At 70.2% G+C, this 26,560-nt stretch carries 24 protein-coding genes; 10 read left to right on the plus strand and 14 right to left on the minus strand.

The window, feature by feature from the left end; all coding sequences use genetic code 11:
* Positions 1-5: 5 nt before the first annotated feature.
* The 4 genes from FVP77_RS11520 to FVP77_RS11535 form a co-directional block, all read right to left on the minus strand.
* Positions 6-1,562 carry a Na+/H+ antiporter subunit D gene (locus tag FVP77_RS11520; protein WP_147894756.1) on the minus strand — a complete coding sequence of 519 codons (1,557 nt, stop codon included), beginning with the start codon at positions 1,560-1,562 and terminating at the stop codon, positions 6-8.
* Positions 1,559-2,137 (minus strand): Na(+)/H(+) antiporter subunit C, encoded by a 579-nt coding sequence (locus FVP77_RS11525; RefSeq protein WP_147894757.1) that lies wholly within the window; start codon positions 2,135-2,137, stop codon positions 1,559-1,561. Before FVP77_RS11525 ends, FVP77_RS11520 begins: the two co-directional genes overlap by 4 nt.
* Complete coding sequence (locus FVP77_RS11530) at positions 2,134-5,073, minus strand: Na+/H+ antiporter subunit A (RefSeq protein ID WP_147894758.1); 2,940 nt, start codon at positions 5,071-5,073, stop codon at positions 2,134-2,136. Before FVP77_RS11530 ends, FVP77_RS11525 begins: the two co-directional genes overlap by 4 nt.
* Positions 5,074-5,173: 100 nt before the next feature.
* Positions 5,174-6,241 carry a LacI family DNA-binding transcriptional regulator gene (locus tag FVP77_RS11535; protein WP_147894759.1) on the minus strand — a complete coding sequence of 356 codons (1,068 nt, stop codon included), beginning with the start codon at positions 6,239-6,241 and terminating at the stop codon, positions 5,174-5,176.
* A gap of 57 nt (positions 6,242-6,298) precedes the next feature.
* Between FVP77_RS11535 and FVP77_RS11540 the strand changes: the two genes are divergently transcribed.
* Positions 6,299-7,528, plus strand: a complete 1,230-nt coding sequence (locus FVP77_RS11540) for an MFS transporter (protein WP_147894760.1) — start codon at positions 6,299-6,301, stop codon at positions 7,526-7,528.
* A 9-nt stretch (positions 7,529-7,537) separates the two neighbouring features.
* Here FVP77_RS11540 and FVP77_RS11545 read toward each other — a convergent pair whose 3' ends face one another.
* Positions 7,538-8,185 (minus strand): response regulator transcription factor, encoded by a 648-nt coding sequence (locus FVP77_RS11545; RefSeq protein WP_147895644.1) that lies wholly within the window; start codon positions 8,183-8,185, stop codon positions 7,538-7,540.
* A complete protein-coding gene (locus FVP77_RS11550) occupies positions 8,182-9,384 on the minus strand; it encodes a sensor histidine kinase (protein ID WP_147894761.1) in 1,203 nt (400 codons plus the stop codon). Before FVP77_RS11550 ends, FVP77_RS11545 begins: the two co-directional genes overlap by 4 nt.
* Before the next feature lie 118 nt (positions 9,385-9,502).
* Between FVP77_RS11550 and FVP77_RS11555 the strand changes: the two genes are divergently transcribed.
* The 3 genes from FVP77_RS11555 (at position 9,503) to FVP77_RS11565 (ending at position 11,890) form a co-directional block, all read left to right on the plus strand.
* The gene (locus FVP77_RS11555) at positions 9,503-10,291 is read left to right on the plus strand and encodes a GAP family protein (RefSeq protein WP_147894762.1); all 789 of its coding nucleotides are present in this window, start codon (positions 9,503-9,505) and stop codon (positions 10,289-10,291) included.
* Positions 10,292-10,483: 192 nt separating this feature from the next.
* Positions 10,484-11,179: an endonuclease NucS gene (gene nucS / locus FVP77_RS11560; RefSeq protein WP_147894763.1), complete on the plus strand. Its 696-nt coding sequence runs from the start codon at positions 10,484-10,486 to the stop codon at positions 11,177-11,179.
* Between the two features lie 27 nt (positions 11,180-11,206).
* Positions 11,207-11,890, plus strand: coding sequence for an HAD hydrolase-like protein (locus FVP77_RS11565; protein WP_147894764.1), 684 nt, complete (start codon positions 11,207-11,209; stop codon positions 11,888-11,890).
* A 9-nt stretch (positions 11,891-11,899) separates the two neighbouring features.
* Here the strand turns inward: FVP77_RS11565 and FVP77_RS11570 are convergent, their stop codons facing one another.
* From FVP77_RS11570 to FVP77_RS11595, 6 genes are all read right to left on the minus strand, one after another.
* Positions 11,900-12,871, minus strand: coding sequence for a fumarylacetoacetate hydrolase family protein (locus tag FVP77_RS11570; RefSeq protein WP_147894765.1), 972 nt, complete (start codon positions 12,869-12,871; stop codon positions 11,900-11,902).
* A complete protein-coding gene (locus tag FVP77_RS11575) occupies positions 12,868-13,881 on the minus strand; it encodes an amidohydrolase family protein (protein ID WP_147894766.1) in 1,014 nt (337 codons plus the stop codon). Before FVP77_RS11575 ends, FVP77_RS11570 begins: the two co-directional genes overlap by 4 nt.
* Positions 13,878-15,011: an FAD-dependent monooxygenase gene (locus tag FVP77_RS11580; RefSeq protein ID WP_147894767.1), complete on the minus strand. Its 1,134-nt coding sequence runs from the start codon at positions 15,009-15,011 to the stop codon at positions 13,878-13,880. Before FVP77_RS11580 ends, FVP77_RS11575 begins: the two co-directional genes overlap by 4 nt.
* Before the next feature lie 38 nt (positions 15,012-15,049).
* Entirely contained in the window at positions 15,050-16,048 is a 999-nt protein-coding gene (locus tag FVP77_RS11585; protein WP_147894768.1) for a cyclase family protein, read from the minus strand.
* The gene (locus tag FVP77_RS11590; RefSeq protein ID WP_147894769.1) at positions 16,045-17,010 is read right to left on the minus strand and encodes a fumarylacetoacetate hydrolase family protein; all 966 of its coding nucleotides are present in this window, start codon (positions 17,008-17,010) and stop codon (positions 16,045-16,047) included. The genes FVP77_RS11585 and FVP77_RS11590 overlap by 4 nt, the downstream gene beginning before the upstream one ends.
* Before the next feature lie 69 nt (positions 17,011-17,079).
* The gene (locus tag FVP77_RS11595) at positions 17,080-18,090 is read right to left on the minus strand and encodes a VOC family protein (protein WP_147894770.1); all 1,011 of its coding nucleotides are present in this window, start codon (positions 18,088-18,090) and stop codon (positions 17,080-17,082) included.
* A gap of 158 nt (positions 18,091-18,248) precedes the next feature.
* On the opposite strand from FVP77_RS11595, the gene FVP77_RS11600 reads away from it, so the two are divergent.
* Positions 18,249-19,163 carry a LysR family transcriptional regulator gene (locus FVP77_RS11600; protein WP_147894771.1) on the plus strand — a complete coding sequence of 305 codons (915 nt, stop codon included), beginning with the start codon at positions 18,249-18,251 and terminating at the stop codon, positions 19,161-19,163.
* Between the two features lie 28 nt (positions 19,164-19,191).
* On the opposite strand, the gene FVP77_RS11605 is transcribed toward FVP77_RS11600, so the two are convergent.
* Together FVP77_RS11605 and FVP77_RS11610 are read right to left on the minus strand one after the other, a co-directional pair.
* On the minus strand, positions 19,192-20,421 hold the full coding sequence (locus FVP77_RS11605) for an MFS transporter (protein ID WP_147894772.1): 1,230 nt from the start codon (positions 20,419-20,421) through the stop codon (positions 19,192-19,194).
* A gap of 191 nt (positions 20,422-20,612) precedes the next feature.
* The gene (locus FVP77_RS11610; protein WP_116646995.1) at positions 20,613-20,819 is read right to left on the minus strand and encodes a cold-shock protein; all 207 of its coding nucleotides are present in this window, start codon (positions 20,817-20,819) and stop codon (positions 20,613-20,615) included.
* Positions 20,820-21,126: 307 nt separating this feature from the next.
* Between FVP77_RS11610 and FVP77_RS11615 the strand changes: the two genes are divergently transcribed.
* From FVP77_RS11615 to FVP77_RS16845, 5 genes are all read left to right on the plus strand, one after another.
* On the plus strand, positions 21,127-21,339 hold the full coding sequence (locus FVP77_RS11615; protein WP_147894773.1) for a hypothetical protein: 213 nt from the start codon (positions 21,127-21,129) through the stop codon (positions 21,337-21,339).
* Between the two features lie 37 nt (positions 21,340-21,376).
* Entirely contained in the window at positions 21,377-22,693 is a 1,317-nt protein-coding gene (locus FVP77_RS11620; protein ID WP_147894774.1) for a sensor histidine kinase, read from the plus strand.
* Between the two features lie 14 nt (positions 22,694-22,707).
* Complete coding sequence (locus tag FVP77_RS11625; protein WP_121151060.1) at positions 22,708-23,373, plus strand: response regulator transcription factor; 666 nt, start codon at positions 22,708-22,710, stop codon at positions 23,371-23,373.
* A gap of 208 nt (positions 23,374-23,581) precedes the next feature.
* Complete coding sequence (gene lanKC, locus FVP77_RS11630) at positions 23,582-26,179, plus strand: class III lanthionine synthetase LanKC (RefSeq protein ID WP_147894775.1); 2,598 nt, start codon at positions 23,582-23,584, stop codon at positions 26,177-26,179.
* Between the two features lie 17 nt (positions 26,180-26,196).
* Positions 26,197-26,319: a class III lanthipeptide gene (locus FVP77_RS16845; RefSeq protein WP_187266917.1), complete on the plus strand. Its 123-nt coding sequence runs from the start codon at positions 26,197-26,199 to the stop codon at positions 26,317-26,319.
* The last annotated feature ends 241 nt before the right edge of the window (positions 26,320-26,560 follow it).

A 26,560-nucleotide genomic window follows, 5' to 3' on the forward strand; every position in this document is an offset into this window, starting at 1 on the left:
CCGCATCATGAGCCGGCCTCTTGTTCGAGCTGCACGACGGTGACCGGCTGCAGGAGCGATTCGCCGATGCGCGTGCAGACCTCGTACAGCGGCCCGGCGAAGATCGTCAGCGCGACGGTGACGGCGACCATCCCCGCCGTCGAGGCGGTCATGATCTTCGGGATCGCGCGACGCTCGGTCTTCGTGCCCGCCTCGGGCGAGTCACCCAGGTACGAGATGCGCTCGTCCGACTCCGCCGAGTCCTCGTCCTCGCGCCAGAAGGCGAGGTTCCAGGCGCGCATGAGGGCGTACAGGGTGAGGAGCGAGGTGACGATACCGCCCACGATCAGCACGATCATGATCGGAGTGCCGATCTCGGCGGCGGCGTCGAACAGGGCGTACTTGCCGATGAAGCCCGAGAACGGCGGCAGGCCGCCGAGGTTCACCGCGGGGATGAAGTAGAGCACCGCGATGACGGGCGCGGCACGCATGAGTCCGCGTACGCGCAGCACCGACGTGCTGCCCGCCCGGCGCTCGACGAGTCCGATCGCGAGGAACAGGGTCGTCTGCACCACGATGTGGTGGACGATGTAGTAGATCGTCGCCCCGATGGCGGCCGGCGTCGCAATGGCCAGGCCGAAGATCATGTAGCCGATGTGGCTGACGAGGGTGAACGACAGGATCCGTTTGAGCTCCGCCTGGGCCACGGCGCCGAGCACACCGACGATCATCGTCGCCAGCGCCACGATCAGCAGCAGCAGGTTGATGTCGTTGTCGCGGAAGATCTCGGTCTCGGTGCGGATCAGCGCGTAGACGCCGACCTTCGTCAGAAGGCCCGCGAACACCGCCGTCACCGGAGCCGGCGCGGTGGGGTAGGAGTCGGGCAGCCAGAACGACAGCGGGAAGACGGCCGCCTTGATGCCGAAGGCGACGACCAGCATGAGGTGCAGCACGAGCTGCGTCTCTTGCGGGAGCTCGACCATGCGCTCCGACAGCTGCACCAGGTTGACCGTGCCGAGCGCTCCGTAGATCGCGCCGATCGCCGCGAGGAAGAGGATCGACGACACGAGCGAGACGACGATGTAGACCACGCCCGTGCGGATGCGGTTCTCGGTGCCGCCGAGCGTGATGAGCACGTACGACGCCACGAGCAGGATCTCGAACCCAACGTAGAGGTTGAACAGGTCGCCCGCGATGAAGGCGGTGAAGATGCCCGCCGCCAGGATCAGATACGACGGGTGGAAGATCGACACCGGGGTGTCTTCGTCGCCGTCCTCGGCGCCCTGTCCGACCGAGAAGAGGAGGACGGAGAGCAGCACGACGCTCGAGACCAGCACGAGCAGCGCGGCGAGCCTGTCGACGTAGAGCACGATGCCGAAGGGCACGGGCCACCCGCCGACAGACACGGCGATCGGCACGTTGGACGCATCGACGTAGACCAGCAGCACGGCGGCGATGACCATCGTCAGCGTCAGCGTCGCGATCGACACGGTGATCTGGGTGCGGCGGTGGCGCCCCGCGATGAGGGCGATCGCCGCGCCGAGCAGCGGCAGGGTGACGAGGAGGGGGACGAGAGAACTCATCGGTCTTCCTCGCTCTCGTCGTCTCGGCTGTCGGGTCTGTCGGTTCGAACCGGCTGTTCGGATGCGGCGGGGCGGTCGGACGGCGCATCGTCGCGCAGATTCGTGTAGTCGCGGTTGCCGAGGAGCCGCAGCGGCGAGCTCTCGACCCCGACGAAGTCGGTCGTCGCGTCGTCGTCCTCCTCGTCGACCTCGACGTCCATTGCCTCCTCGTCCTGCGAGGTGCGCGCGCGCATGGCCACGTCTTCGGCGTCGTCCTCCACCGTGTCGGCCTGACCGAGCTGCCACGACCGGTAGATGAGGGCGAGCAGGAAGGCGGAGACGGCGAACGTGATGACGATCGCCGTCAGCGTCAGCGCCTGCGGCAGGGGGTCGGAGTACCCCTCGGGGGTCGACGAGTCGGGGTAGAACGGAGCCACTCCTGGCTCGCCCATCACGATGAGCAGCATGAGGTTCGCCGAGTTGCCGAGCAGGAGGAACCCGATGAGCACGCGGGTGAGGCTGCGCTCGAGCATCGCGTAGACACCGCAGGCGAAGAGCACCGCCATGATGATGATGAGGACGAGCGAGACGTTCATCGGGCACTCGCCCCCTGCGCGCGCAGCTCCTGCGTCTGTCGGTCGACCTCGGCACCGAGGCTGCGCAGCACGTCGAGCACGAGCCCGATGACCACGAGATAGACACCGACGTCGAAGATCGTCGAGGTGACGAACTCCACGTGGCCGAGGACGGGGATCTCGAACTCCCAGAACGTGCTGGTGAGGGGCGCCGCACCGAACAGCAGCGGCACGATCGCACAGCCGACCGCGAGCGCCATCCCGACGCCGAGCAGGCGGCCAGGGTCCGCGGGAGCCGCGGCTCCCAGCTCGTAGCGACCGCCCGCGACGTAGCGCATGACGAGGGCCATGCCGGCGACGAGGCCGCCCGCGAAGCCGCCGCCGGGAAGGTTGTGACCGGCGAAGAGGAGGTACAGCGACACGACGATGATCGTGTGGAAGAGCACCCGCACCACGACCTCGAGGATGATCGAGCGGTTCTCGGGCCGCACCCGCTGCCCGGCGAACAGCCAGGCCTGCGGACGGTTGCTCGTGTCGTCGGTGCGCGCGCGCACGCCCTCGGCGGTCTCGACGAGGGCACCGCGTCCGCGCTTGGTGAGACGCGGCAGACGCGTGGTCAGCTTCGACAGCGTGTCGGAGCGGTGCGTGACGAACACCAGGGAGGCGACGCCGGTGGCAGCGAGCACGAGCACCGACAGCTCGCCCATCGTGTCCCACCCGCGGAGGTCGACGAGGGCGACGTTCACGACGTTGCGACCGTGGCCGATCTCGTAGGCGAGCATCGGGAAGCTGTCGGAGATGGGCCGCACCTGTCGGGCACCGGTCGCCACGATCGCGACGAGCGCCATGGTCGCGCCGGCGCCGATCGCGAGCACGGCGCGGGCGAGCGGCCAGACCGACGCGTTGTGGTCGCCCATCCGCGCGGGGATGCGGCGCAGCACGAGGGCGAACGCGATCAGCGTGACCGTCTCGACGAGGATCTGCGTGAGGGCGAGGTCGGGGGCGCCGCTCGTGGCGAAGAGCACGACCATGCCGAGGCCGGTGACGGAGACGAGCACGACGCCGCTGTAGCGCTTGCGGGCGTTCACCGCGAGCACGCCGGCGGCGATCATGACCGGGGCCACGGCCAGCTGCGCGGGCGTGTGCCACGCGTCGAGCTGCGCCTGCCAGACGGGGCTCGACAGGAGCACGGTGCCCTCGGCGACGACGAAGACGAGGAAGATCATGCCGACGTAGACGGGCAGCGAGCCTCGCTGGGTGAGGCTCGTGGTGAAAACCGACGCGCGGGCGATGAAGCGCAGAACCGCGTTGTAGACGTCGACCGCGGTGAACGGCAGCACCCGGCGGGCGGTTGCGGGCGTGGCGCGACGGGTGATCCAGAAGACGAACACGCCCACGACGAGCGTGCCGAGGGAGATGAAGAGCGCGGGCTCGAGGCCGTGCCAGAGCGCCAGATAGGGGGTGCTCTCGGGCTCGGGCAGTCCGGGGCTCGCGGGAGCGGCCGTCTGCGCGTACGGCTGGAGCACGCGGTCGAGGAGCGGAGCCCCGAATCCGCCCGCGAGCGTGAGGAGGGACAGCACGACCGGCGACGCGAGGAAGCCGATCGGCGGATCGGGCCACTCGGTGCGATCGATCGCGCGGCCCTCGTCGTCCTTCTTCGTGCCGAACGCGCCCCACAGGAACCGGGCTCCGTAGGCGGCGGTGAGCACCGAGCCGAGCGATACGCCGATCAGGGCGACGAGCCCCCACGTCTCACCGTGGAGAGCCTCTTCGACGAACGCCGTGAGCGCGCTCTCCTTGGCCACGAAGCCGAGCGTGGGAATGATGCCGGCCATCGAGGCGATGGCGATCGTGGAGACCACCGTGAGCACGGGTGCCTGTCGCGCGACGCCGCTGAGCTCGCGGATGTCTCGGGTGGAGAGCTGGCGGTCGATGACGCCGACGACGAGGAACAGGCACGACTTGAACAGGGCGTGACCGAGCAGCAGCGCGAGGCCGGCCAGGGCGGCCTCCTGCGTTCCGTAGCCGAGCACGACGGTGAGGAAACCGAGCTGCGAGACGGTGCCGAACGCGAGGATGCGCTTCAGGTCGGTCTCGCGCAGCGCCTGGAGCCCGCCGAGCAGCATCGTGAAGATGCCCAGCGCGAGCACGATCGGGCGCCAGCTGGGGGCGAACGCGAAGACGGGCGCCAGCCGGGCGATCAGGTAGATGCCCGCCTTCACCATCGCGGCCGCGTGCAGATAGGCGCTGACCGGAGTCGGCGCGGCCATGGCACCGGGGAGCCAGAAGTGGAAGGGGAAGATGGCCGACTTGCTGAGCGCCCCGACCAGCAGCATCACGAGTGCCGCGTCGACGATCGGCCCGGTCGGCGCGAGGGCGAGGATCGCGGAGATGCTCGACGTGCCGGTATCGACGACCAGAAGCACCACGCCGATGAGCATCACGAGACCGCCGAGGGTGGTCACGAGCAGCGCCTGCAGCGCGGCACGACGGCTCGCACCGCGGCGGTGGTAGTACCCGATGAGCAGGTACGACAGGATGCTGGTGACTTCCCAGAACATCACGAGCACCACGAGGTCGTCGGTCAGCACGAGGCCGTACATCGCCCCCGCGAAGGCGAGCAGGACGGCGGAGAACTGTCCGAGCCCCTCGTCCTTGCCGCGGAAGTACCAGCGGCAGTAGATCATCACGAGCGCCCCGACGCCGCTGACGACGAGCGCCATCAGCCACCCGAGGGTGTCCATCCGCATCGATAGCGAGATGCCGAGCGAGGGGATCCAGTCGTATGCCTCGAAAGGAATGTCGCCGTCGAGGACGACCGGGGTCGCGATGGCCGCCTGCACGAACGCGGCTGCCGGGAGGAGGGCGGCGACGTAGAAGGCCCGTGCTCCCAGCCTCTTCACGAGGAACGGGAGCAGGAGCGGCACGACCGCGAACGCGGCAAGGAGTACCAACATGCGGCCTCCTCGGGGGTCGACGGGCGGTTGCCCGGGCGCTCGGGGTGTCTGACCTATTCTACCCGGCGCATCAGCGCCCGGCGTCCAGCCACCGGACCGATCAGGCCTCGCGCGCGACGGGTGCGGTCGTATTGCCCTCGCGGAACACGCAGGTGAACAGCAGCGACGCGGCGTCCCGCCCCTCGAGCATCGCCGCGACGGCGTCGCCCGCGGCCCGACCCTTCTCCGTCGACGGCTGGATCAGGGTCGTCAGGGCGTAAGGCGCCAGCCCGTCGACGATCACGCCGTCGAATCCCGTCACGCTCACGTCGTCGGGAACACGGAGCCCCGCTTCCTCGGCGGCGCGGATCACACCCGCCGCGAGCAGATCGCTCTGCGCGATGACCGCCGTCGGGTGCGGTCGTGCGGCGAAGATCGCCCGACCCGCCGCGAAGCCCTCGTCGATCGAGCTCGCCGCGGCGGCGAACGCCGGGGCATCGGGGTAGACGTCGCGGGCGCCCGACAGTCGATCGCGGGTGACGTCGACGCTGATCCTCGACTCCTCGGCGTGCTCCATCCACCGCCCGGGGCTGTCGAGGCCGCTCGGCAGTGTCACGATCGCCACCCGGCGGTGTCCGAGCGACGCGAGGTGGCTGGCCGCCTGCCGCTGCGCCTCGCGGTTGTCGAGACGGATCTGGGGCACGCCCTCGCCGGCATCGCCCTCGATCACGACCACGGGGATGTTGCGCGCGCGCATGACGTCGAGCGACTCGCGCATGACCGTGCTGCATCCGATGAGCACGGCGGCATCGATCGGCGCCGTCATGAGGGTCGGCTGCGCGTCGGCGAGATCGGGATCCTTCGAGTTGTCGCGGAGGAGGAGCACACCCGCGCCCAGCTCGGCGACCCCTTCGGTGAGTCCGTCCATGACCTGCGTCGTCACAGGATCGAGGAAGGCGGAACTGAGAGGAGAGTCGAAGACCACGCCGACGATGCCCGACCGGCCGCGTCGCAGAGACGCGGCCCGCGGGTCGGGCCCCGTGTACCCGAGTTCGGCGGCGGCGGCGAGCACCCGCTGGCGGGTGGCGTCCGACACCGGCGTCCGCCCGCTGAAGACCACCGACGCCGTCGACGGCGAGACACCCGCGGCACGGGCGACGTCGGCGATGGTGGCTCGGCGCGCGCGCATCCCTCGATCGTACCCGCGAGTGTGACAATCATCGAATCGATTCGGTACGCTCCTCGAATGGACACCGACCTCTCGCCGTCGCAGATCGTGCGCTGGCGCACGGCGATCTTCGCGATCTTCCTCGCGAGCGGGCTCAGCATCGCCACGTGGGCGTCCCGCGTTCCGGCGATCAAGCAGTCGCTCGGCGTCGACAACATCCAGATCGGTCTGCTGCTGCTGGGGATGGGCGTCGCCTCGATCCTCGGGCTCTCGGTCGCGCCCATCGTGCTGGCGCGACTGGGTGCGAAGAGGGGGATGCTGGGCGGACTGCTGCTCGTCGCGGTCGGCGTCACGGTCATCGGCGTCGGCACCGACCTCGTGCACTCCTATCCGGTCGTGCTCATCGGTCTCGCCCTGTTCGGATTCGGCAACGGCTCGGTCGACGTGATGATGAACGTCGAGGGTGCGGCCATCGAGAAGCAGACCGGGAAGACGATCCTCCCCCTCTTCCACGCGTTCTTCAGTTTCGGCACCGTGATCGGTGCCGGCCTCGGCGTCGCCGCCGTGGCGATGGACCTCGCGGTCGTCGCCCACGCGAGCATCATCGCCGTTCTCATCGTCGTCATCGCCGTCGTCAGCGTCGCGAACGTCCCGGCACGCGAGATCACCGGCGACGAGCAGGCGACGAGCGCCCCGCGGGGCTGGCGCGAGCGCCTCCACACCGCGATGTCGGCGTGGCGCGAGCCGCGCACGTACGCGCTGGGCGTGGTGATGCTCGGCATGGCCTTCGCCGAGGGCGGCGCGAACGACTGGCTGCCCCTCGCCCTCGTCGACGGGCACGACGCCGACCAGGCGCTCGGCGCTGCCGGCCTCGCCGTCTTCTCGATCGCGATGACCGTGTTCCGCGTCTTCGGCGGACCGCTCGTCGATCGCTTCGGCAGGGTGATGGTGCTCCGCGTCCTCGCTCTCACCGCCGCGGCGGGCCTGCTGCTGTTCATCCTCGCCCCGACTCTGCCGCTGGTCTTCGTCGGCGCGGCGCTGTGGGGCGCCGGGGCATCGCTCGGCTTCCCGCTCGGCATGTCGGCCGCCGCCGACGACCCCGCCCACGCCGCCACTCGCGTGAGCGCTGCCGCCACCATCGGCTACGTCGCGTTCCTCTGCGGTCCGCCGATCCTCGGATTCATCAGCGAGCACATCGGTCTGCTCGAGACGCTGTTCATCGTCGTCGGGCTGATCGTGGCATCCGGGCTCTTCTCGGGCGCCGCACGCCCGCTCGTCCCGGCCGCTCGCGAGCGCGTGGAGAGCTGACCGCCGCGCTCAGCCATGGCCGCGGGCGATCGCGACCGCGTGCGAGCGGCTGCGCGCCCCCAGCTTCGCCAGCACGCTCGAGACATGGCTCTTGACGGTCGGCACGGTGATCCTCAGCTGCTCCGCGATCTGGGCATTCGAGAACCCGTCGCGCATCGCGTCGAGCACTTCCGCCTCGCGAACGGTGAGGCCCGGCACCGGCGGGGCCACGACCGGATCGGCGCCGCGCCCGATCAGCCCGAGGGCGCGCCGCGTCACGCGGGGGTCGAGGACCCCCTCGCCGCGCGCGACACGTCCCACGGCGTCGACGAGCGTGGCAGCATCGGCCGTCTTGAGCAGGAAGCCGACCGCCCCCGCCTCGAGGGCGCCGGTCACCAGCTCGTCCTCGTCGAAGCTCGTGAGCACCAGCACGTCGCTCGAGCCGTCCGCGACGATGCGGGCCGTCGCCACGACACCGTCGGTGCGCGGCATCCTCAGATCCATCAGCACGACGTCGGGTCGGAGGGCGGCGGCGTTGCGCACCGCCACCTCGCCGTCGGCGGCCTCACCCACGACCTCGAACCCGTTCGCCTCGAGGATGATCCGAAGCCCCTCGCGGATGGCTCCGTGGTCGTCGGCGACGAGCACCGTGGCACGCCGGCGGTCGCCGCCCGTCATACCGACGCCGTCTTGGGCAGGCGCGCTCGCACCGTCCATCCCTCACCGTCCTCCCCCGCTGTGAGATCGCCGCCGAGGGCACGGGCCCTCTCGCGGATGAGCTCGAGCCCCCATCCGCTCCCTTCGAGACCCGGGTGACCGAGTGTGGTGCCACCGCGCGAGTCGACGCGGACCTTCACCTCCGCGTCGTCCTCGGTGAGGTGCAGGTCGACGACGGCGCCGGCGGCGTGACGGAGGCAGTTCGCCAACGCTTCCTGCACGATCCTCGCGGTGGCCTGGTCCACCGGGCCGGGCAAAGGCCCGCGGATCTCGTCGTGCACGGTGATGCGCAGCCCCGACGACCGGGCCGCCTCGACGAGACCCGCCACATCCTCGCGCCGCCGCGGGGCGGCGATATCGGTTCCGGGCGCGCGCAGCACGGAGATCATCGTGCGAAGCGCCTCGTGGGCGTCGAGTCCGGAATCGCGCACCGCCCGGAGGGCCGCTCGATCGCGGCCGGGGTCGGCGGTCGAGGCCAGCGACGCCTCGGCTCGGATCGCCATGGCCGAGACGTGGCCGGCGACCAGATCGTGCAGTTCGCGCGCCATCGCCTCGCGTTCGCTCTGCACCGCAGCCTGGCGCGCCCCGGCGGCGAGGGCCTCGGCATCCTCCGCGCGCTGACGGTGCAGCGTCACGAGCTCACGCGACTGCGCGACGGCGGTGCCGTACCAGTAGGTGGTGCCGAGGAGCGCCCCCATCTGCAGAGCCATGACGGCGGCGATCCGCACCTCGCCCGTCGCAGCGAGCGCGGCGCCGGCGACGACGACGACCGCCAGGGCGACGGCGACGAGGATGATGCGGCGCCGTCGGGCGGAGGCGTCCCGGGTCGCCGCGTAGAGGGTGTCGAGCACGACCAGGAGCGGCACGAGCCCGCCCACCGTGAGCAGATCAACGAGGAGGATCACCACCGCCGCCAGCAGCGCGGCGAGAGGGAACCGATCGCGGAAGAGGACGACCACGCACGCGGGGAGGGCAGTCGCCAGCGTCCACCAGGCAGAGACGGGCACGGCGAGCAGCGAGAAGAACTCCCACAGCCCCGCGAGCTGAAGAACCGCGGCGGCCACGGCGACCAGCACGTAGACCGTCGCGTCGACCGGTCGGCGGTGGCTCGTGATCCACGACAGCGCGTGGCGGCGAGCGCCGACGATTCCGGACGTCATCGCTTCATGCAATCACAGGGCCGCGGGCCGCACCTCGTCCGAAAGGCGGAGACCCCGGGGCGATCGCCTCCGCCTTCGGCCCGATGCTGTGGAGACGGGCGGGTCCGATGCTGGCGGGATGGACATCCTTCCCGGCGTACCGCTGCCCCTCGCGCTGGTGCTGCTCGCCCTCCTCGACGGCCTGAGCATCGGCACGCTCCTCATCCCGCTGTTCTTCCTCCTGGTTCCGGGACGGGTGCGCGGCGGCCGGATGCTGCTGTACCTCGGCACCATCGCGGTCTTCTACCTGATCGTCGGACTGCTCTTCCTGACGGGCCTCGTCAACGTCGTGGACGCCGCGGGCGACTTCCTCTCCTCGACCCCGGGACGCGTGACGCGGCTCATCATCGGCGGCGCCCTCCTCGCCACGGCGATCGTCATGCCCACCGGCTCACGGGCGAAGAGCAAGGTCGCCGCCGCCCCCGGCGGTGCGGCCGAGGAGGTCGGGAGGGAGGACGAGGCGCCCGGCAGGCTCAGCCGCTGGCGCGAGCGCCTGCTCTCCGAGAGCGCACCGCGCACCGCGATCATGGGGGTGGCCGTCGCCGCGGGTGTGGTCGAGGTGGCGACGATGGTCCCCTACATCCTCGGGATGACGATGCTCGCCGAAGCGGCGCTGCCCCTCCCCGCGCAGGTCGGCGCTCTCGCGGGCTACTGCGCGGTGATGATCGCCCCCGCGCTGCTCCTGCTCCTCCTGCGGCTCGTCGCGGCGCGGATCGTGGACGCTCCGCTGCGCAGACTCGCCGCATGGCTGCAGCGCACGGCGGCGGAGAACACCGCGTGGATCCTGGGGATCGTGGGGTTCCTCGTGCTCCGGGCGGCCGCCACCGAGCTCGGGCTGTTCGACGCGATGTCGTCGGTCGCGGGCTGAGCCGCCGAAATATCCTCGGGTGCCGCACGCCCGCCCGCCCCGGCCGCTCCCCAGCCTCTTCCCGAGCACGGAATGTGACACATTCCGGCGAATGACCGTATCGATTCGTGGAGGCATTCGCCGGAAAGTATGGCGAACACCCCCGCACCTCGCCCGCCCGGAGGCGTCTCGGCGGCGGGCTAGGCTCGTCGGGTGCGTCTCGTCATCGCCCGCTGCTCGGTCGACTACTCCGGCCGCCTCAACGCGCATCTCCCCCTCGCCACCCGTCTGCTCGTCCACAAGGGCGACGGGAGCCTCCTGGTGCACTCCGACGGCGGCTCGTACAAGCCGCTGAACTGGATGAGCCCGCCGTGCACCCTCACGCTGGAGGTGCCGGATGCGGAGGCCGCCGAAGACGGCGTCGTGCAGCAGTGGCGGGTGACCCACGCGAAGTCGGGCGACGCGCTCGTCGTGCGCATCCACGAGGTGCTCCACGACTCGAACCACGAGCTCGGCATCGATCCGGGACTCATCAAGGACGGCGTCGAGGCCGATCTGCAGCGCCTGCTGTCGGAGCAGGTCTCGATCATGGGCGACGGCCTGACCCTGGTGCGCCGCGAGTACCCGACCGCGATCGGGCCGGTCGACCTGCTCCTGCGAGATGCGGCCGGAGGCACCATCGCGGTCGAGGTCAAGCGACGCGGCGACATCGACGGCGTCGAGCAGCTGACGCGCTACCTCGAACTCCTCGGCCGCGACCCCGGGCTCGCGCCGGTGACCGGTGTCTTCGCCGCCCAGGAGATCAAGCCCCAGGCCCGCGTGCTCGCCGCCGACCGCGGCATCCGCTGCGTCACGCTCGACTACGACGAGATGAAGGGCATCGACTCCGGAGCCCCTCGCCTCTTCTGACCTCCCGCGGCCGGTAGCGTGGGAGTCATGCCCGAACGCTCCCCCTTCTCGTGCGTCCTCTGGGATGTCGACGGCACCATCGTGGATGCGTCCGAGGGCATCCTCCGACGGTTGACCGCCACCCTGACCCACTTCGACCGGCGTCCGCCCACCCGCGACGAACTGTCGCACTGGATCGGCCCGCCGATGTTCGAGTCGTTCCAGGTGAACGTGGGCATGACACCCGACCAGTCCACCGAGGCCGTCGCCTACTACCGCTCGCTCAACAAGGCCGAGGGGTACACCTCCAGCGCGATGCTCTTCCCGGGCGTCGGAGAGCTCATCCACGACATCGCCGCGGCGGGCATCCCCCAGGCGACGGCGAGCTCCAAGCCCGAGGTGCAGGTGACGGCCCTCATGGAGCACTTCGAGCTCTCGCCCGCGTTCACCGCGATGGTGGGCGCGAGCCTCGACGAGCGCACGCTGAGCGCCAAGTCCGACATCGTCGCCGAGGCCCTTCGTCGCCTCGAGGTCGCCGGCGTCGACACCGATCGCCCCGTGCTCATCGGTGATCGGCACCACGACGTCGAGGGCGGCCTCGAGAACGGCGTGCCCGTGATCTTCGTTCGCTGGGGATTCAGCTGGCCCCACGAGTCGGAGGGCGCGCAGGCAGCCGTCGAGACGGTCGACGAGCTGCGCGCCCTGCTGCTGGTTCCGAACGGCGGGCGCTGAGCCGACGACTCAGCGCCGACGCGCCCGCGAGCGCTTACGCGCCGGCGGGAGGGACGGTGCCGCAACCGACTGCCCCACGCGCCCGGTGATCTCGCCGATGCCCTCGACGACCATCCGCACCTCGTCTCCGGCGCGGAGCGGTGGCGGCGTCACCTCCTGGTTGCGGCCCCAGAGCTCGCCGAGGCAACCGCCGTTGCCGACCGTGCCCGACCCGAGGACGTCGCCGGGCACGACGCGGGAGTTGCGCGAGGCGTAGGCCACGAACTCGGGGAAGGTCCACCCCGCGTTCGAGACCAGGTCTTCCCCGACGAGCGATCCGTTGACGTAGACCTCGGCGCGCACGGCGAGGAAGCCATCGGGGTCGACGAAGCCCGCCAGCTCATCTGCCGTGACGATCCACGGACCGAGGGTCGTGCCGAAGTCCTTTCCCTTGCAGGGCCCCAACCGCACCCTCATCTCGCGGGCCTGCAGGTCGCGCGCCGACCAGTCGTTCATGATCGTGTATCCGAAGATGTGCCGGGATGCGGCGTCCGCCGTCAGATTCGCGCCGTCGGCCGAATCCGCAGCCCCCACGACCACGGCGACCTCGAGCTCGAAATCGAGCCGTTCCGTCACCGGCGGCGACACCTCGTCCGCAGGACCGAGGATCGTGTGCGGGTTCGTGAAGTAGAACGTCGGCGCCTCGTACCATTCGTCGGCGACGTGGCTCTTTCCCTCCACCCCCGCGCTGACCCCCTCCACGTGCTCCTCGAACGCGACGAAGTCCCGCACCGACGCCGGTGCCAGGGGCGCACGCAGACGCACCTCGCGCAGCGGGGTGCCCGCAGCATCCGCCACCGCCTCGAAGAGCTCGCCGGTCGCGGCGAGGCCCCGGGCGAGCACGTCGGCCACGGTGAGCGCGTCGGGGAAGTCCACCACGCGATCGCCGATGACGAAGCCCTCTCCGTCGGTGCCGGCGTGTGTCCAGCGGGCGATCCTCATACCCGGACTCCGCTCGTGAGGAGCGCCTGCGCGTTGCCGGCGAGCACACGCTCGACGACGTCGTCGGCAAGCGCGGACGAACGGACGAACCCGACAGGATCGTCCAGACCCATGTCGAACGGGAAGTCGCTGCCGAGCACGACCTGCGATGGGCCGGCGGCCTCGACGAGGTGGCGGAGCGCCACCGGGTCGTGCACGACCGTGTCGAACCAGAGCTTCTTCAGGTAGCTCGACGGCTCGTGGGCGCAGCGTCGCGCGTCGGGACGCACGCGCCAGGCGTGGTCGCTGCGCCCCATCGCCGTGGGCAGGTAGCCGCCCCCGTGCGCGGCCACGAGCCGCAGCCCGGGATGCCGGTCGAGCACGCCCGCGAAGATCAGGTGCGACAGCGCCACGGCGTTCTCGGTCGGCTGGCCCACCGTATTGGCGAGGTAGAAGCGGTCGAGCCGCTCGTCGAGCGAGCAGCCGAACGGGTGCAGGAACACGACACAGCCGAGCTCGGCCGCCCGCGCCCAGAAGGGTTCGAGCCGCTCGTCGGAGAGTTCGACGTCTCCGGCGAACGACGAGATCTCCACGCCGGCCAGGCCGCGGCCGAGCACCGCGTCGTCGAGGTACTCCACGATGCGCGACGGATGCTGCAGCGGGATGAGGCCGAGTCCGACGAGCCGATCCGGAGCCTGCGCGACGTGCTCGGCGATGAGACGGTTCGCCTCCATCGCCGCCCAGACCGCCAATCCCTCGGGCGCCCACGGGTAGAAGTGGTTCGGTGAGGCGCTGACCCACTGCACGTCGACGCCCTGGGCGTCCATCGCCGCCAGTCGCACCGCGACGTCGGTGAGCTTCGGGATGCGCGCGCCGACCATCGGCCCCGAGACGGCCTGGCTCTCGGCGCCGTTGCGCCGGAAGTCGAGGGCTGCCGCTTCGGCGACGAGCTCGGGGGCGCGGCGCTCCACCTCGGCGTGCAGGCCCGGCATGAGCAGGTGGGCGTGGACGTCGGTGATCGGCGCGCTCATGCGGGCTGCGCCATCTTCTGCGCGATGCCGAAGATGAGTCCGCCCGCGTCCGCGTCGCGGTCGCCGTCGATCTGCCACTGGGCGAGTTGCCGGGATGCCTCGACCACGGCCGTCGCCCGCGGGATGCGGCGGTCGTGGAACTCGTCCCAGAGATCCTCGTCGACCGCGGCGCGCCCGGTGAGCAGCTCGGTGAGCACGAACGCGTCCTCGAGCCCCTGAGCCGCGCCCTGCGCGATCGTCGGAGGGCAGCTGTGGGCGGCGTCGCCGATGATGACGACGCGACCGCGGTTCCAGCGACCGGGCACGATGTGGGAGGTGAACCAGGTGTAGTTCGCGGGAGCTCCGGCCTCGAGGTCGGCGCGGATCGCGTCCCACGGTCCGCCGTAGGCGCGCGACTCCTCGAGCATGATCCGGGTCGCCTCCTCGGCCCCGAGTCCGGCGCGGTCCTGCGCCTTCTCGACGAGGAAGGCGTACATCGAGTCCTCCCCCGTGGGCGTATAGCCCGCGATGTAGACGGGACCGCCGTAGTACAGCTCGCTCTTCTCGACCTCGGCGGGCCGCGACACGAACGTGCGCCAGATGCCCATGCCGTTCTTCACCGGTTTGGTGTCGATGCCGATGAGCTCGCGCACGGTCGAGTTGAGTCCGTCCGCGCCGATCAGGAGGTCGTACGTACCGGCCGATTCATGGTCGATGAAGACCTCTACGGCGTCTGCGCTCTGCTCGACCGCCGTGACGTGGGCGCCGAACCGCGTGCGCACGCCCGCCATCTCGGCGTGCGCGAAGAGGATCCGCGCCAGATCAGCCCGAGGCATTCCCATGGCGGCGGGGTAGTCGGGCCCGCCCGTCTTGACGTCGGGGAGCGCGGCGACGATCGGCGCGCCCGGGCCGGGTGCACGGAGGTTCAGTCCATCGAACGCGTACCCGGCCGCGCGGATGTCGTACCACGCGCCGAGCGCGTCGAACACCCGCAGGGCGTTGCCCTGCAACGAGATGCCCGACCCGCCGATCCCGAGCTCGGGCTTCGCCTCGAAGAGATCGACCGCGACCCCCGCCTTGGCCAGTTGGATGCCGGCGGCGAGGCCCGCGACACCCGATCCGGCGATCGCCACCTTCTTCACTGCGGTCATTTCAGAACCTCTCTGTTCCCTGTCATGTCGTGCGTCGTTCAGAAGATCGCGACCGGGTTGATCGGCGATCCGACCGCCCCGGTGATCGGCAACGGCGGAGCCGACAGCAGCACGTCCCAGCGCCCGCGTGCGGCGCACGCCTCGGCGAGCTCGTCGAAGTCCCACATCTCGCCGATCGTCAGCCCCATGTTCGGGATCGCGATCTGGTGCAGCGGCTGGAACGCGGGCACGTCGAACTCGTTCGGACGCACCTCGAAGCCCCAGGTGTCGGTCGCGATGGCTGCGATCTCGGACCGGTGCAGCCATCCCGCCGCCGTGATCGAGATGCCCGCCGCGTTCCCACCCGCGTAGTCGTTCCACCCCTCGCGGCGAGCGCGGGCGAGCCTGCCGGTGCGCACGAGCAGGATGTCGCCGCGTCCGACGCGACTCGACTCCCCCTGCGCCCGGATGCACGCGTCGAGGTCGGCGGCGGTGATGCCGTACCCGTCGGGGAGCTCGCCCGTCTCGGGGCTGAGGTGCCGGGCGACGTCGAGCAGCACTCCGCGCGAGACGATGACGGATGCTGCGTGCTCGACGCCCGTGACGAGGTCGCCGTCGCTGGTGACCACGTCACCGGCACGCCGTCCGTTCCACGCCGTGCCGTGATCGAAGATGTGCCCGAGGCCGTCCCACTGGGTGGAGCACTGCAGCGGCATCGTGATGTAGTCGTCGGCGCCGCCGATGCCATGGGGGAAGGGCTGGTTGCCCCGTTCGGCGTCGGTGCCGGTGTCGGTCATGGTGTGCACCGGGTTGATCCGGCGACGCCAGCCCTTCTGCGGGCCGTCGGTGTCGAACGACTGCGAGAGCGACACGACGCGCCCCTCGGAGACGAGGCCCGCCGCCTCGACGCGCTTGGCCTCGTCGATGAAGTTGAGGGTGCCGAGCGCATCGTCCTCACCCCAGCGGCCCCAGTTGCGGTAGGCCTCCGCGCGCACCGCGATCTCGGCCTCGGGGTTCTGGCGGTCGAGGCCCGCGGGGTCTTCCGTGAGCGAGCTCATGCCGACTCCTCCGCGACGCAGCGCACGACCTGCGTGCCGAGCCCCTCGATCGTCCCCGTCATGACATCGCCGTCGCGCAGGAAGCGCTTCCAGTGCTGCCCGTTCCCTGCCGGGCTGCCCGTGAGGAGGAGGTCGCCGGGCAGGAGCGGGAGGGTCTGGGAGGCGGTGGAGACGAGCGCCGCGACGTCGAAGAGCAGCTCGGCGGTCGTCGCATCCTGCATCACCTCGCCGTTGAGCTCGAGACGCACCGCCAGGTCGGACGGGTCGACGAACGTCGCGGGGACGAGGAAGGGACCCGTCGGAAGGAACCCGGGCGCGTTCTTCGACCGGAACCAGTCGGCGCCGATGTCGCCGACATCGGGCGGGAAGACGAGATCGCGCGTGGTGACGTCGTTCGTGATCGTGTAGCCGGCGACATGGTCGAGGGCGTCTGCCCTGTCGACCCGGAACGCCTCGCGCCCGATCACGACGGCGAGCTCCAGTTCCCAGTCGTGCACCTCGCTGTACGACGGGAGCGAGAGGGCGACGTCGTCACCCACCACGCATTGCGCGAGCCCCAGGAAGATGAACGGGCGGCCGCTCGCGGCGCGCACGTCCATGATCTTCTCCGCGCGGGCGCGGATCTCGTCGGGGGTGCCGTCGGGGTCGCCCTTGGTGAGACCTCCCATGATGAGCTGCACGACATGGGTGCGGTAGTTGGCCCCGGCCTGGAGCACCTGACGCGGCTCGACCGGGGCGACCAGGGTGGCGTCGTCGAGCGACGACCACGGGCCCTCGGTCTGAGCGAGACCGGCGAGGCGGTCCCAGTCGGGTGCGGCGAGGAAGGCGTTGAGGTCGGCGGCGCCGAGATCGGCCGCCTCGAGCGGGCGGATCCGCTCGCCGGCGACGAGGCCCAGAACGACGTCGTCGCCCTGCCGGTAGCGGGCGAGGGCGAAGGGTGCGGTGGTGCGGGCGTTCGTCATGAATCCTCCTCGAGTCTTGACGGTGGTGTCCCGGGGCGGCGGGCTCGCCGCCCCGGGAAGTGTCTCGGCTCAGCCGTGCTGCGTGTACGGGTTGAGCAGCGCGTCCTTGATCTCGTCGGGCACGCCCTCCTCGGTCGCGCTGGGGCCGTCGGCCGCGGGGAAGGACTCCGTCATCGACATCGGCATCGCACCGTTGCGGTAGAGGTTGCTCGACCCCAACGACGGCTTCCACGTCTGGGGCTCCCAGTCGGGGACGTAGTTGCGGTAGCCGCCGGTGTTCAGTTCGATGCGCATGCTCGAGGGCTCGCGGTAGTAGAGGAAGCTCTGCTCGCCGATGCCGTGGATCGACGGCCCGTACTCCATGCCCGTGCCGCGCTCCATCAGGACGTCGGCGGCGATGAGCAGCTCTTCGCGGGTATCGACCCAGAAGGCGTAGTGGTTCACGCGGCCCGCGCGGCTCGAGCCGTCGAGCACCACGCCGAGGTCGTGCGACTTCTCGTTCGTCGTGAGAACCGAGAAGACCGAGATCGGCGCCTCGTCCAGCTCGGTGCGGGCCATGATCCGGAAGCCGAGCACGTCGCGGTACCACTGTGCGAACCCGTCGACGTCGCTGGCGGCGACCGTCACGTGATCGAGCTGACGGGGAGCACCCGCGACGTGGCTGCGCTTCTCGGGACGGTCGGGATAGATCGAGGCGACCGCGGGCTCGGCGCGGTGGCGCGTGACATCCCAGTGCAGGGTCATGTCGTGTCCGTACGGACCGACGAACCGGTAGGCGCGACCGATCTTGTGCGCGTCGATCCACTCGCCGGTCACCCCGGCGGCCTCGATCTGCTGCACGGCCTTGTCGAGCGCCTCGGCGCTGGAGGTGCGCCACGCCATGGTGGCCAGCGTCGCCTCGTCTCCGGGCAGCACCACGAGCGAGTAGGAGTAGTAGTCGCCCCAGCAGCGCAGATAGACGGCGCCGTCGACGCGGTCCACCTCGGTGAGACCGACCTGCGTCTTGTAGAACTCCACCGACGCCTCGACGTCGGGGGAGGTGATGGCGACGTACGACAGGTGGGAGAGCAGCTTGATCATCTTCGACCTTTCAGGAACACCGGCCCGTCGGCGGGCCTGTCTCCAGCATCGGCCGCGGTTGCACATCGGGGAATCCCGGGTTCGCTATGCGCCGCATCCGTCTGACTTATAGTCGTCTCGTCCACGCCGTCGTCGACGAACTCGCTGAAGAGGACCCCATGCCCGCGGAACCGCCGCTGTCCCGGCTCGATCTCAACCTGCTCATCGCGCTCGACGCGCTCCTGGCCGAACGCAGCGTCACGAGGGCCGCACAGCGCCTTCAGCTGAGCCAGCCCGCCCTGTCGGCCTCGCTCGCGCGGTTGCGCACGCACTTCGGCGACCCGATCCTCGCGCGCCGCGGCAACGAGTACGACCTCACGCCGCTCGCCGTCCGCCTCTCGGAGCAGACGTCGACCGCCCTGGAGATGGCCCGGCGCATCTTCGACAGCCAGACCGAATGGGACCCGCAGACCTCGACGAGGGAGTTCTCGGTCTACGGCTCCGACTACGGATTCGCGACGATCGGGCGGCGCGTCTCCCGGCTGGCGAGCGAACGGGCGCCGTCGGTCAAGTTCAGATTCCTTCTCCACTCGCCGCAGATCATCGAATCGGCCGACGAGAGACTGCGCTCGACCGATGCGCTCCTCATCCCCCACGGCTTCGTCTCCGATCTGCCGCACATGACCCTGGCGAAGGACCACTGGGTCGTCATCGCCGCCACCTCCAACGACGCCATCGGCGACGAGCTCACGATGGACGACATCATCCATTCGCCCTGGGTGTTCACCTACCAGTCGCGCACCGCGTACACCTCGGCGAGCCGGCAGCTGCAGGAGCTGGGGGTGGAACCGCACGTCGAGGCGGTCGTCGAGAGCTTCCTGTCGCTCGGCCCGTTCGTCGCCGGCACCAGGCGTCTCGCCATGGTGCAGGCCGGTCTCAGCGACCTCGTCGTCGGGATGGGCGGCGTCCGCGTGCTCGAGCCCCCGTTCGAGGCCACCCCTCTCACGAACGCCCTGTGGTGGCATCCCGTGCACACGCACGATCCCGAGCACGTCTGGATGCGCGAGCTGTTCGCCGAAGCCGCCGCGTCATGACGACACGGCGGCCTCGACGCATCCGTTCTCAGCGCGCGACGGTCTCTCCCGCGCGCGCCCGGAGCACCAGCATCGTGATCCCCGCGACGACCGCGGCGGCCACGCCCACCACTCCGACCGCGATGTTCAGCGCGCCCAGGATCCCGACGAGCACCCCCACGATGATCGGCGTCACGAACTGACCGAGGTAGAACGACGCCGTCCACCAGCCGGTGACGCGTCCGCGCTCCTCGTAACGAGTGGACGCGACCACCCACGTCAGCAGTGAGGGAAGCAGCAGACCCGATCCGAACGAGGCGATGACCGCACCGGCGATCACACCGCCGAGCGCCGGAACCACCCAGATCACGATCATGCCCACGGCCTGCAGGGCGAAGGCGAGCGGCAGAAGGGAACCCGGTCGCACCCGCGCCAGACGCGAGAAGGTGAAGCCCGCGATCGCCGTCGCGAGCGACGCGACGGCCGAGACCAGGCCGATGACCCGCGTGTCCTCGGCGTCCACCCCGGTGCCGACCACGAGGTAGCTGACCTCGATGATGAGCACGTAGAAGGCGAAGCCGCCGAAGAGCGTGATCACGAGAGGCGCGGCGATCCGGCGCCAGGGGATGCGCACCTTCTCGCCCGGGGCGGCGTGACGGTCGCCCTCCGCACCGCCGCGCGGCTCCCACAGCGCGAAGATCATCGGCACGGCGACCACGATGCTGATGGCGTAGACCCAGAACGGCGTGTGCCAGCCTCCGACGCCGAGAGCGCCGCCGAGGATGATGAAGACGGTCGCGGCGAGCGTCGTGGTGACCGTCTGAAGGCCCAGGTACTTGTTACGGCGCCTCTCCTCGAAGAAGTAGTCGACGATGAGCGTCGTGCAGACGGTCATGATCGCCGCCTCGCACACACCGACCAGCACGCGGCTGAAGAGGATCTCGGGGAGACCCTCCAACCACGCCGGCGCGGTGCCGACCAGCGCGTAGGCGATCATCGCGCCGATGAGCAGGTTCTTCCGCCCCAGCCGGTCGACGATCTGGCCGGCGAACGGCGCGAAGATGGCGATCATCAGCGCCGGGATCGCGACGATCATCGGCACGAGGATCTCCGACCCGGCGACGTCGGCGAAATGCGCCGAGAGCTGGGGAAGCACCGGGGTGATGAGCACGGAGCCGAGGACGGGCATGCAGCTGCCGGCGAGAAGCAGGATGCCCTGCAGTGCGCCGGCTCTGCGGGTGGTGTCGGCGACGGGACCGACGGACGTCGAATTCGACATGGGAACTCCTTTGTTCCCGCTCATTCGACCGCGCGCATTCACGCCTGTGAAGGTGGAGATGCGTTATAGCTCGCATAGACCCCAGTGATGAGGCGTTCATGACGCGAATTCCCACGCATGGCGATCCGCATCGCCGCCGGAGATCTCGCGGCGATGCGGATCGTGACGTACCCGCCGGGGCGGGCGGTGATTCAGATGGGGTTGATGTTCTCCGCCTGCAGGCCCTTCGGCCCCTGCGCGACATCGAACTCGACCCGCTGGTTCTCTTCCAGGGAGCGGTAACCCGAGGCCTGGATCGCCGTGTAGTGCGCGAAGACGTCCGCGCTGCCGTCATCGGGAGCGATGAATCCGAAACCCTTCTCCGAGTTGAACCACTTGACCGTGCCCTGCGTGCTCATTGCGTGCCGTTCTGCTGCTGCCGACGCCTTCTGCGCCGGTCCATTGACACGCTAACGGTCGACATGTCGTCGCCGAAAGGATGGTGACAGAAACGTTGCATGCGGTTACGGCGGCGAAACGCGCCCGGAAACCATACGACGCCCGGGCCGAGCTGAAGCTCTGAGGCCCGGGCGTCGACGGATCCCCCCGGATAGGCCACGCAATGCGTGACTGCGAACACTCTACTGATGAACGGACGGTTCCGGCGACAGCAATTTCTGGGAACTTCTCCTGGGGTGCGGACGACCCCCGGCGTAGGGTGACGACGTGGACCCCATAGACCTTCGACACCTGCCCGACGACGGAGGAGCCAGGATCTCCGAGCTCGTCGCGACGGTCGCGGAGCGCCCGCTGTACGTCCGCGTGGGGGCGGACGACGCCGCATCCGTGTCGCTCCTGTCGAAGCTCGGTTTCACCGAGGTCTCGCGCACGACGTCCGACGACGAGATCGTCCTCGCACTCCCACCCACACTCGAGTAGCCGAGCGGGAATCACGCGGCACCCCGACAATGAAGGGGTGTCTCTTCAAGCCGGAACCAGGTCTTCGAGTTCGCTGAGGTCGCCGACATCGCTCGGCGGCATCCTCGCCGAGCCCGAGACCCTCGACAGGCGTATCCTCGGCAGGCCTCGGGCTGCGCTCCTCTTCGCCCTCACGGTGTTCGTCGCCACGGCCGTGCAGGTGCTGTCGGTACCGATCAGCGCCCTCGTCAGTGCGCAGGGCCAGTGGAGCCTTCCGATTCCGCTCCCCGCCATGTTCACGCTGCTGATCGTGGGCTGCGCCGCGCAGTGCGCTCTGCTGCTGATCTGCGACCGCCACCCGGTGATGGCCGTCGCCGGCACCACGGCGATCTACCTCGCCCTGGCCCTCGGCCTGTCCGTTCCTTCGTGGCTCGTGCCCATGCGCGCCGTCATCGCGATCGCCCTCTTCCTGCTCGCCACCCGCGCCGCCCCCGTCCGCACACTGCTGACCCTGGCTGCGGTCATCGTCGTCAGCGTGGTCGGCTTCCTCCTGTGGGCGCTCGCACTCGGCGGCGACGTCGGTGTCGCTGTCGGATTCGTCGTCGCCGAAGCGGTCGGCATCGTGGCCATCACCGGCGGCGCCACTGTGCTCGGGCTCTGGTGGGGCGCGCAGACCCGCCGACTGCTGCTGGAACGCCATCGCGCCGACACCGCGCGGCGCGAGCACGAGAAGCGCGTGGAGGAGGCCCGCGGACGGGAGCGAGCGCGCATCGCGCAAGAACTGCACGACGTCGCGGGCCAGCACCTCGCAGGTCTCATCGCCCTCACCGACGCAGCGATGAGCCTGGCGCCGGAACACCCCGAGCGGGCTCTCGAGCTCGTCGAAGACGTGCGCAACGAGGGGAGGTTCGCCGCCGCCAGCCTCGCGGGCGCCCTCGCCGACTTCCGCGCGGTCGGCGCGACGCCCATCGAGGCGACGCGCGATCTCCGCCGTGCCGATGAACTGGTCACCTACTGGCAGAAGCGCGGGATGCCGCTGCAGTTCGCGTCGTCGGGTCCGATGGACGAGCTCCCCGCCGTCGTGTCGACGACCGCCTACCGCGCACTGCAGGAGGCTCTGACCAACGCGGCCAAGCACGCGCCGGGTGCAGCCGTGGACGTCGATCTCGCGCACTCGCCCGGGATGCTCGAGCTGCACGTGAAGAACGACCCGCCTCGACCGGGTACCGAGCCCCTCCCCGGCCTCAACCTGGGCTGGGGCCTCACGGGAATGCGCGAACACATCGACCTTCTGCGAGGCACAATGACCAGCGGGGACACCGCCGACGGCGGCTGGGGCGTGCGAGTGCGCATCCCGGTGGCACACATCGACTAGACGAGGAGTTGCCGATGGGCGGCAAGACGACGATCCGCGTGCTGATCGCCGACGACAACCGCACCGTCCGCAAGGGTCTGCGCCTCCAGCTCGAGGGTGCCGCAGGCATCACGGTGGTCGGAGAGGTCACCAACGGGGTGGATGCTGTGGCCGCGGCGCGCTCCGAGCACGCCGACGTCGTGCTCATGGATCTGCAGATGCCGGGCATGAGCGGACTCGAAGCCACCCGTGAACTGACGACGTCGCCCGACCATCCGACCGTCGCCGTCATCGTCATGACCAGCTTCGCGATCGACGGCTACGTCTCTGAAGCACTCGACTCGGGTGCGGTCGGATATCTGCTCAAGAGCCACGACTCCGACGTGCTGCTCGAGGCGATCCACGCGGCCGCGCGCGGGCACGCCCTCGTGTCGTCGCACGTGACCGCCACCATGCTGCAGGAGTTCGTCCGCCGGGGTTCGTCGCGCGATGACCGGGCCATCGCCCATCGGCTCACCGCGTCGGAGCGCCGGGTGGTCGGGGTGCTGTCGAAGGGCGTGACCAGCAGCGAGGCGATCGCCGAGCACCTCGGAGTCTCCGTGCACACGGTGCGCTCCCACATGCACTCCGCGATCAAGAAGGTCGGGCTCGAAGACCGCACGCAGCTGGCCCTGTGGGGAGCGCGCAACCACCTGTCCTGACTCTCGCACCTCATACATATGTATGAAGTTTGCCGACGGATTTTCGTGCGCGTCCGAGGCGTCCGACGGTCTGGTATCGAGTCGCCGCGCCACAATGCGCGACCCCGGATGCGCGGCGCCCCCTTCGCGCACGATCCGCTCCGTCCCCCCTCGAGCGCCCGTGATCGCAGACTGACCTGCGCGGGGTTCACGGTGACAAGGGGGGCTTGTGGACACCAACTATTCGGCGTTCGCGAATGCCGATCCACAGTTCTACGACGCGCCGTCGCGGGCGGGGGCGCCGAGCGGTCGACGCTTCGTCGTGCCCGGCCATCTCGACTGGAGCGGGTGGGACCACCTCATCGAGCGGCCGTGGTCGTTCTGGCGCCTCCGCGGCACCGTCCTTCCCGAGCAGGGATGGAAGATCCACGTCAGCGCGACGACGTCGACGGCTGATCGGATGCTGCGCGAGGTCGCCGCGTTCTGTCACCGCCGCGGGATCGCGTTCAAGATGCTCGTCGACCAGAGCCGGCTCGAGCGCTCCCTGGGCAAGGACGCCGACCGATCGTCCGCGGGGAAGTTCCTCACCGTGTATCCGCCCGACGAGCGAGCCCTGCACGACGCGCTCGTCGAGCTGGACGCCCGACTCGGCGGAGCCCCGGCACCGTACATCCTGTCCGACCTGCGCTGGCGCGAGGGTCCGCTGTTCGTCCGGTACGGCGCCTTCGTCAAGCGCTGGGCGACGGTCGACGGCGTCCCCGTGCTCGCCGTCCGTGATCTCGACACCGGCCGATGGCAGCCCGACGTGCGGTCGGCGTCGTTCCATGTGCCCGCGTGGGTGCAGATGCCCGGCTTCCTCCGCGAGCAGCTGAGCGCGCTCGACCTCACGCCCCCGGCCGGCCTGCCGACGATCACGGGGGCGCTGCACCATTCGAATGCCGGCGGCGTCTACGAGGCCACCGTCGGCGGCGCGTCGGTCATCGTGAAGGAGGCCCGTCCCCACACCGGGCGCACTCCCGACGGCCGCGACGCGGTGACCCGACTCCGTGACGAGGAGCGGGTGCTGCGGGAGCTCGCGGCCCTTCCGACCCCCGACGTCGTCGGCGTCTTCGAGGCGCACGGGCACCGCTTCCTCGCCATGGAGCGCATCGACGGCACCCCGCTGAACGCGGCCGTCGTCGCTCGTCACCCGCTCGTGCGCACCGGTGCCGACGCGACGTCGCGGACGGAGTACCGCGACTGGGCGCTCTCCGTGACCGCGGCGACCCGACGCGCGATCGCGGAGCTGCATGCCGCGGGCTATGTGCACGGCGACCTCCATCCCGGCAACGTGATGGTGCGGCCCGACGACTCCGTCGCGCTCATCGACCTCGAGATGGCACGCGGCGTCTCCGCGCCCGACTCGGCGGGCATCGGCGTCCCCGGTTTCGTGCCGCCCGACGGCCGGGGCGGAAGAGCGCGCGACCTCTATGCGCTCGCCTGCATCGACCTCTTCGTCTTCCTGCCCCTCACCGCGCTCCTCCCCCTCGACGACGCGAAGGCCGACCAGCTGATCTCCGCGGCGGCGGAGGAATTCTCCCTCGACAACGGCTGGGTCGAGCGTTCGGCGAGCGCTCTGACCCTGCGAGATCGTGAACGCGCTCCGCGCAGCATCCACGACCCTGCCGAGACGACGGATGCTGCGCTGTCGCGCACGATCGACGGAATCGCCGCCGCGCTGCGCGCCGACCTCGATCTCGAACGCGACGACCGCCTGTGGCCGGGCGACCCCGCGCAGTTCGCCGAACCCTCCACCGGCGTCGCTCATGGAGCCCTCGGCGTCATGACCGCCCTGCTTCTGGCCGGGCACGCCGACCTCGCTCTCGAGCGGGCGTGGGTCGAACGCGCTCTCGCTCGGGAACAGGCGCCCCGCGCCGGGCTGATGGACGGCACGGCCGGGTCGGCCTGGGCGTTCGGACTGCTCGGCGATCGCTCGGCGGCACAGCGCGCGACGGAGTGGCTCGGTGACGGCAGGCTGAGCGGGCTCGGCAGCGACCTCTACTCCGGGCTGCCGGGCGTGGGTCTGGCATTCCTCGCCGAGAGCGACGAGAGCCCCCCGATGCTCGACGCGGCGGTGCGCATCGCCGACGATCTGCGCGACCGTCTGGCCGCCGCCGCGCCGCAGACCCGTGTCGCAACCGGCCGCGGTGGCCTGCTGCACGGCGCGACGGGCACCGCGCTCTTCGCGCTGCGTCTGTACGAACGCACGGGCGACAGGCGCCACCTCCGTCTCGCCACGGACGCCCTGGAGCACGACATGGCCTCGCTCGCCCGGTCGACCGACGCATCGCTGCAGGTGAACGAGGGGTGGCGCGTGCTCCCGTACCTGGGTCACGGTTCGGCGGGCATCGGAGCAGTGATCGCCCTCGCGCTCGCGCACCTCGGCGAGAGCGAACGCCACCTCGAGTCGCTCGACGGCATCGTGCGGGCAGCATCCGCGCCGTTCGCGATCCAGTCCGGTCTCGTCCAGGGGCGCGCCGGTCTCATCCAGTTCCTGCTCCTGCTCGAGATCGTCGGGCGCTCCGACGCGATGTCGAGCGGTGCGCTGGTCCGGCACATCGACCAGCTCTCCCTTCACTCGCTCTCCTCCCCCGACGGCACCCGCTTCGCCGGCGACGGGCTGCTCCGCGCCTCCTGCGACCTCGCCACCGGGTCGGCGGGAGTGCTCACGGCCCTGGTGGCCTACCGCGCACACCTTCGCGGCGAGACCCCCGTCCTGGTGGGTCTGCCGTATCTGATCTCCCCCCGCGATATCGAGATGCGCTCGCTCCGGCGGCGCCCTTCGTAACGAGGGAGGTGAGATCCATGGGATATCTGTTGTCACTCCAGACGCTCGACGACGCGTCGGGCGAAGGGCGGGGAACGCAGTTCGCCAGCACCTTCAGTGCCAGCGTCTGCGTGAGCACGGCATCGGCGTCGATCTGCTGACATAGACGTCGGTTCGAGGTCGGGGGGAGCGGAGTCGCGAGGCGAACCCACTTCCCCCGATCACGAGCCCTCACTCATATGTATGAACTTCCGGCGGTAATCTGCATCGGTAAGCGGATGCCGGGGGCGACCGTGCGGCGCAGGCGAGTCGGCCCGGATCCCGCGATCTTTCTTGTCTCTCTAGGCAAGTCGCCGCCCCCGCTCAGTCGTCAGCTGGGAACCACGAGCCTGGATCAGGCCG

The organism is Microbacterium hatanonis (assembly GCF_008017415.1).
In the GTDB taxonomy this organism is placed as follows: domain Bacteria; phylum Actinomycetota; class Actinomycetes; order Actinomycetales; family Microbacteriaceae; genus Microbacterium; species Microbacterium hatanonis.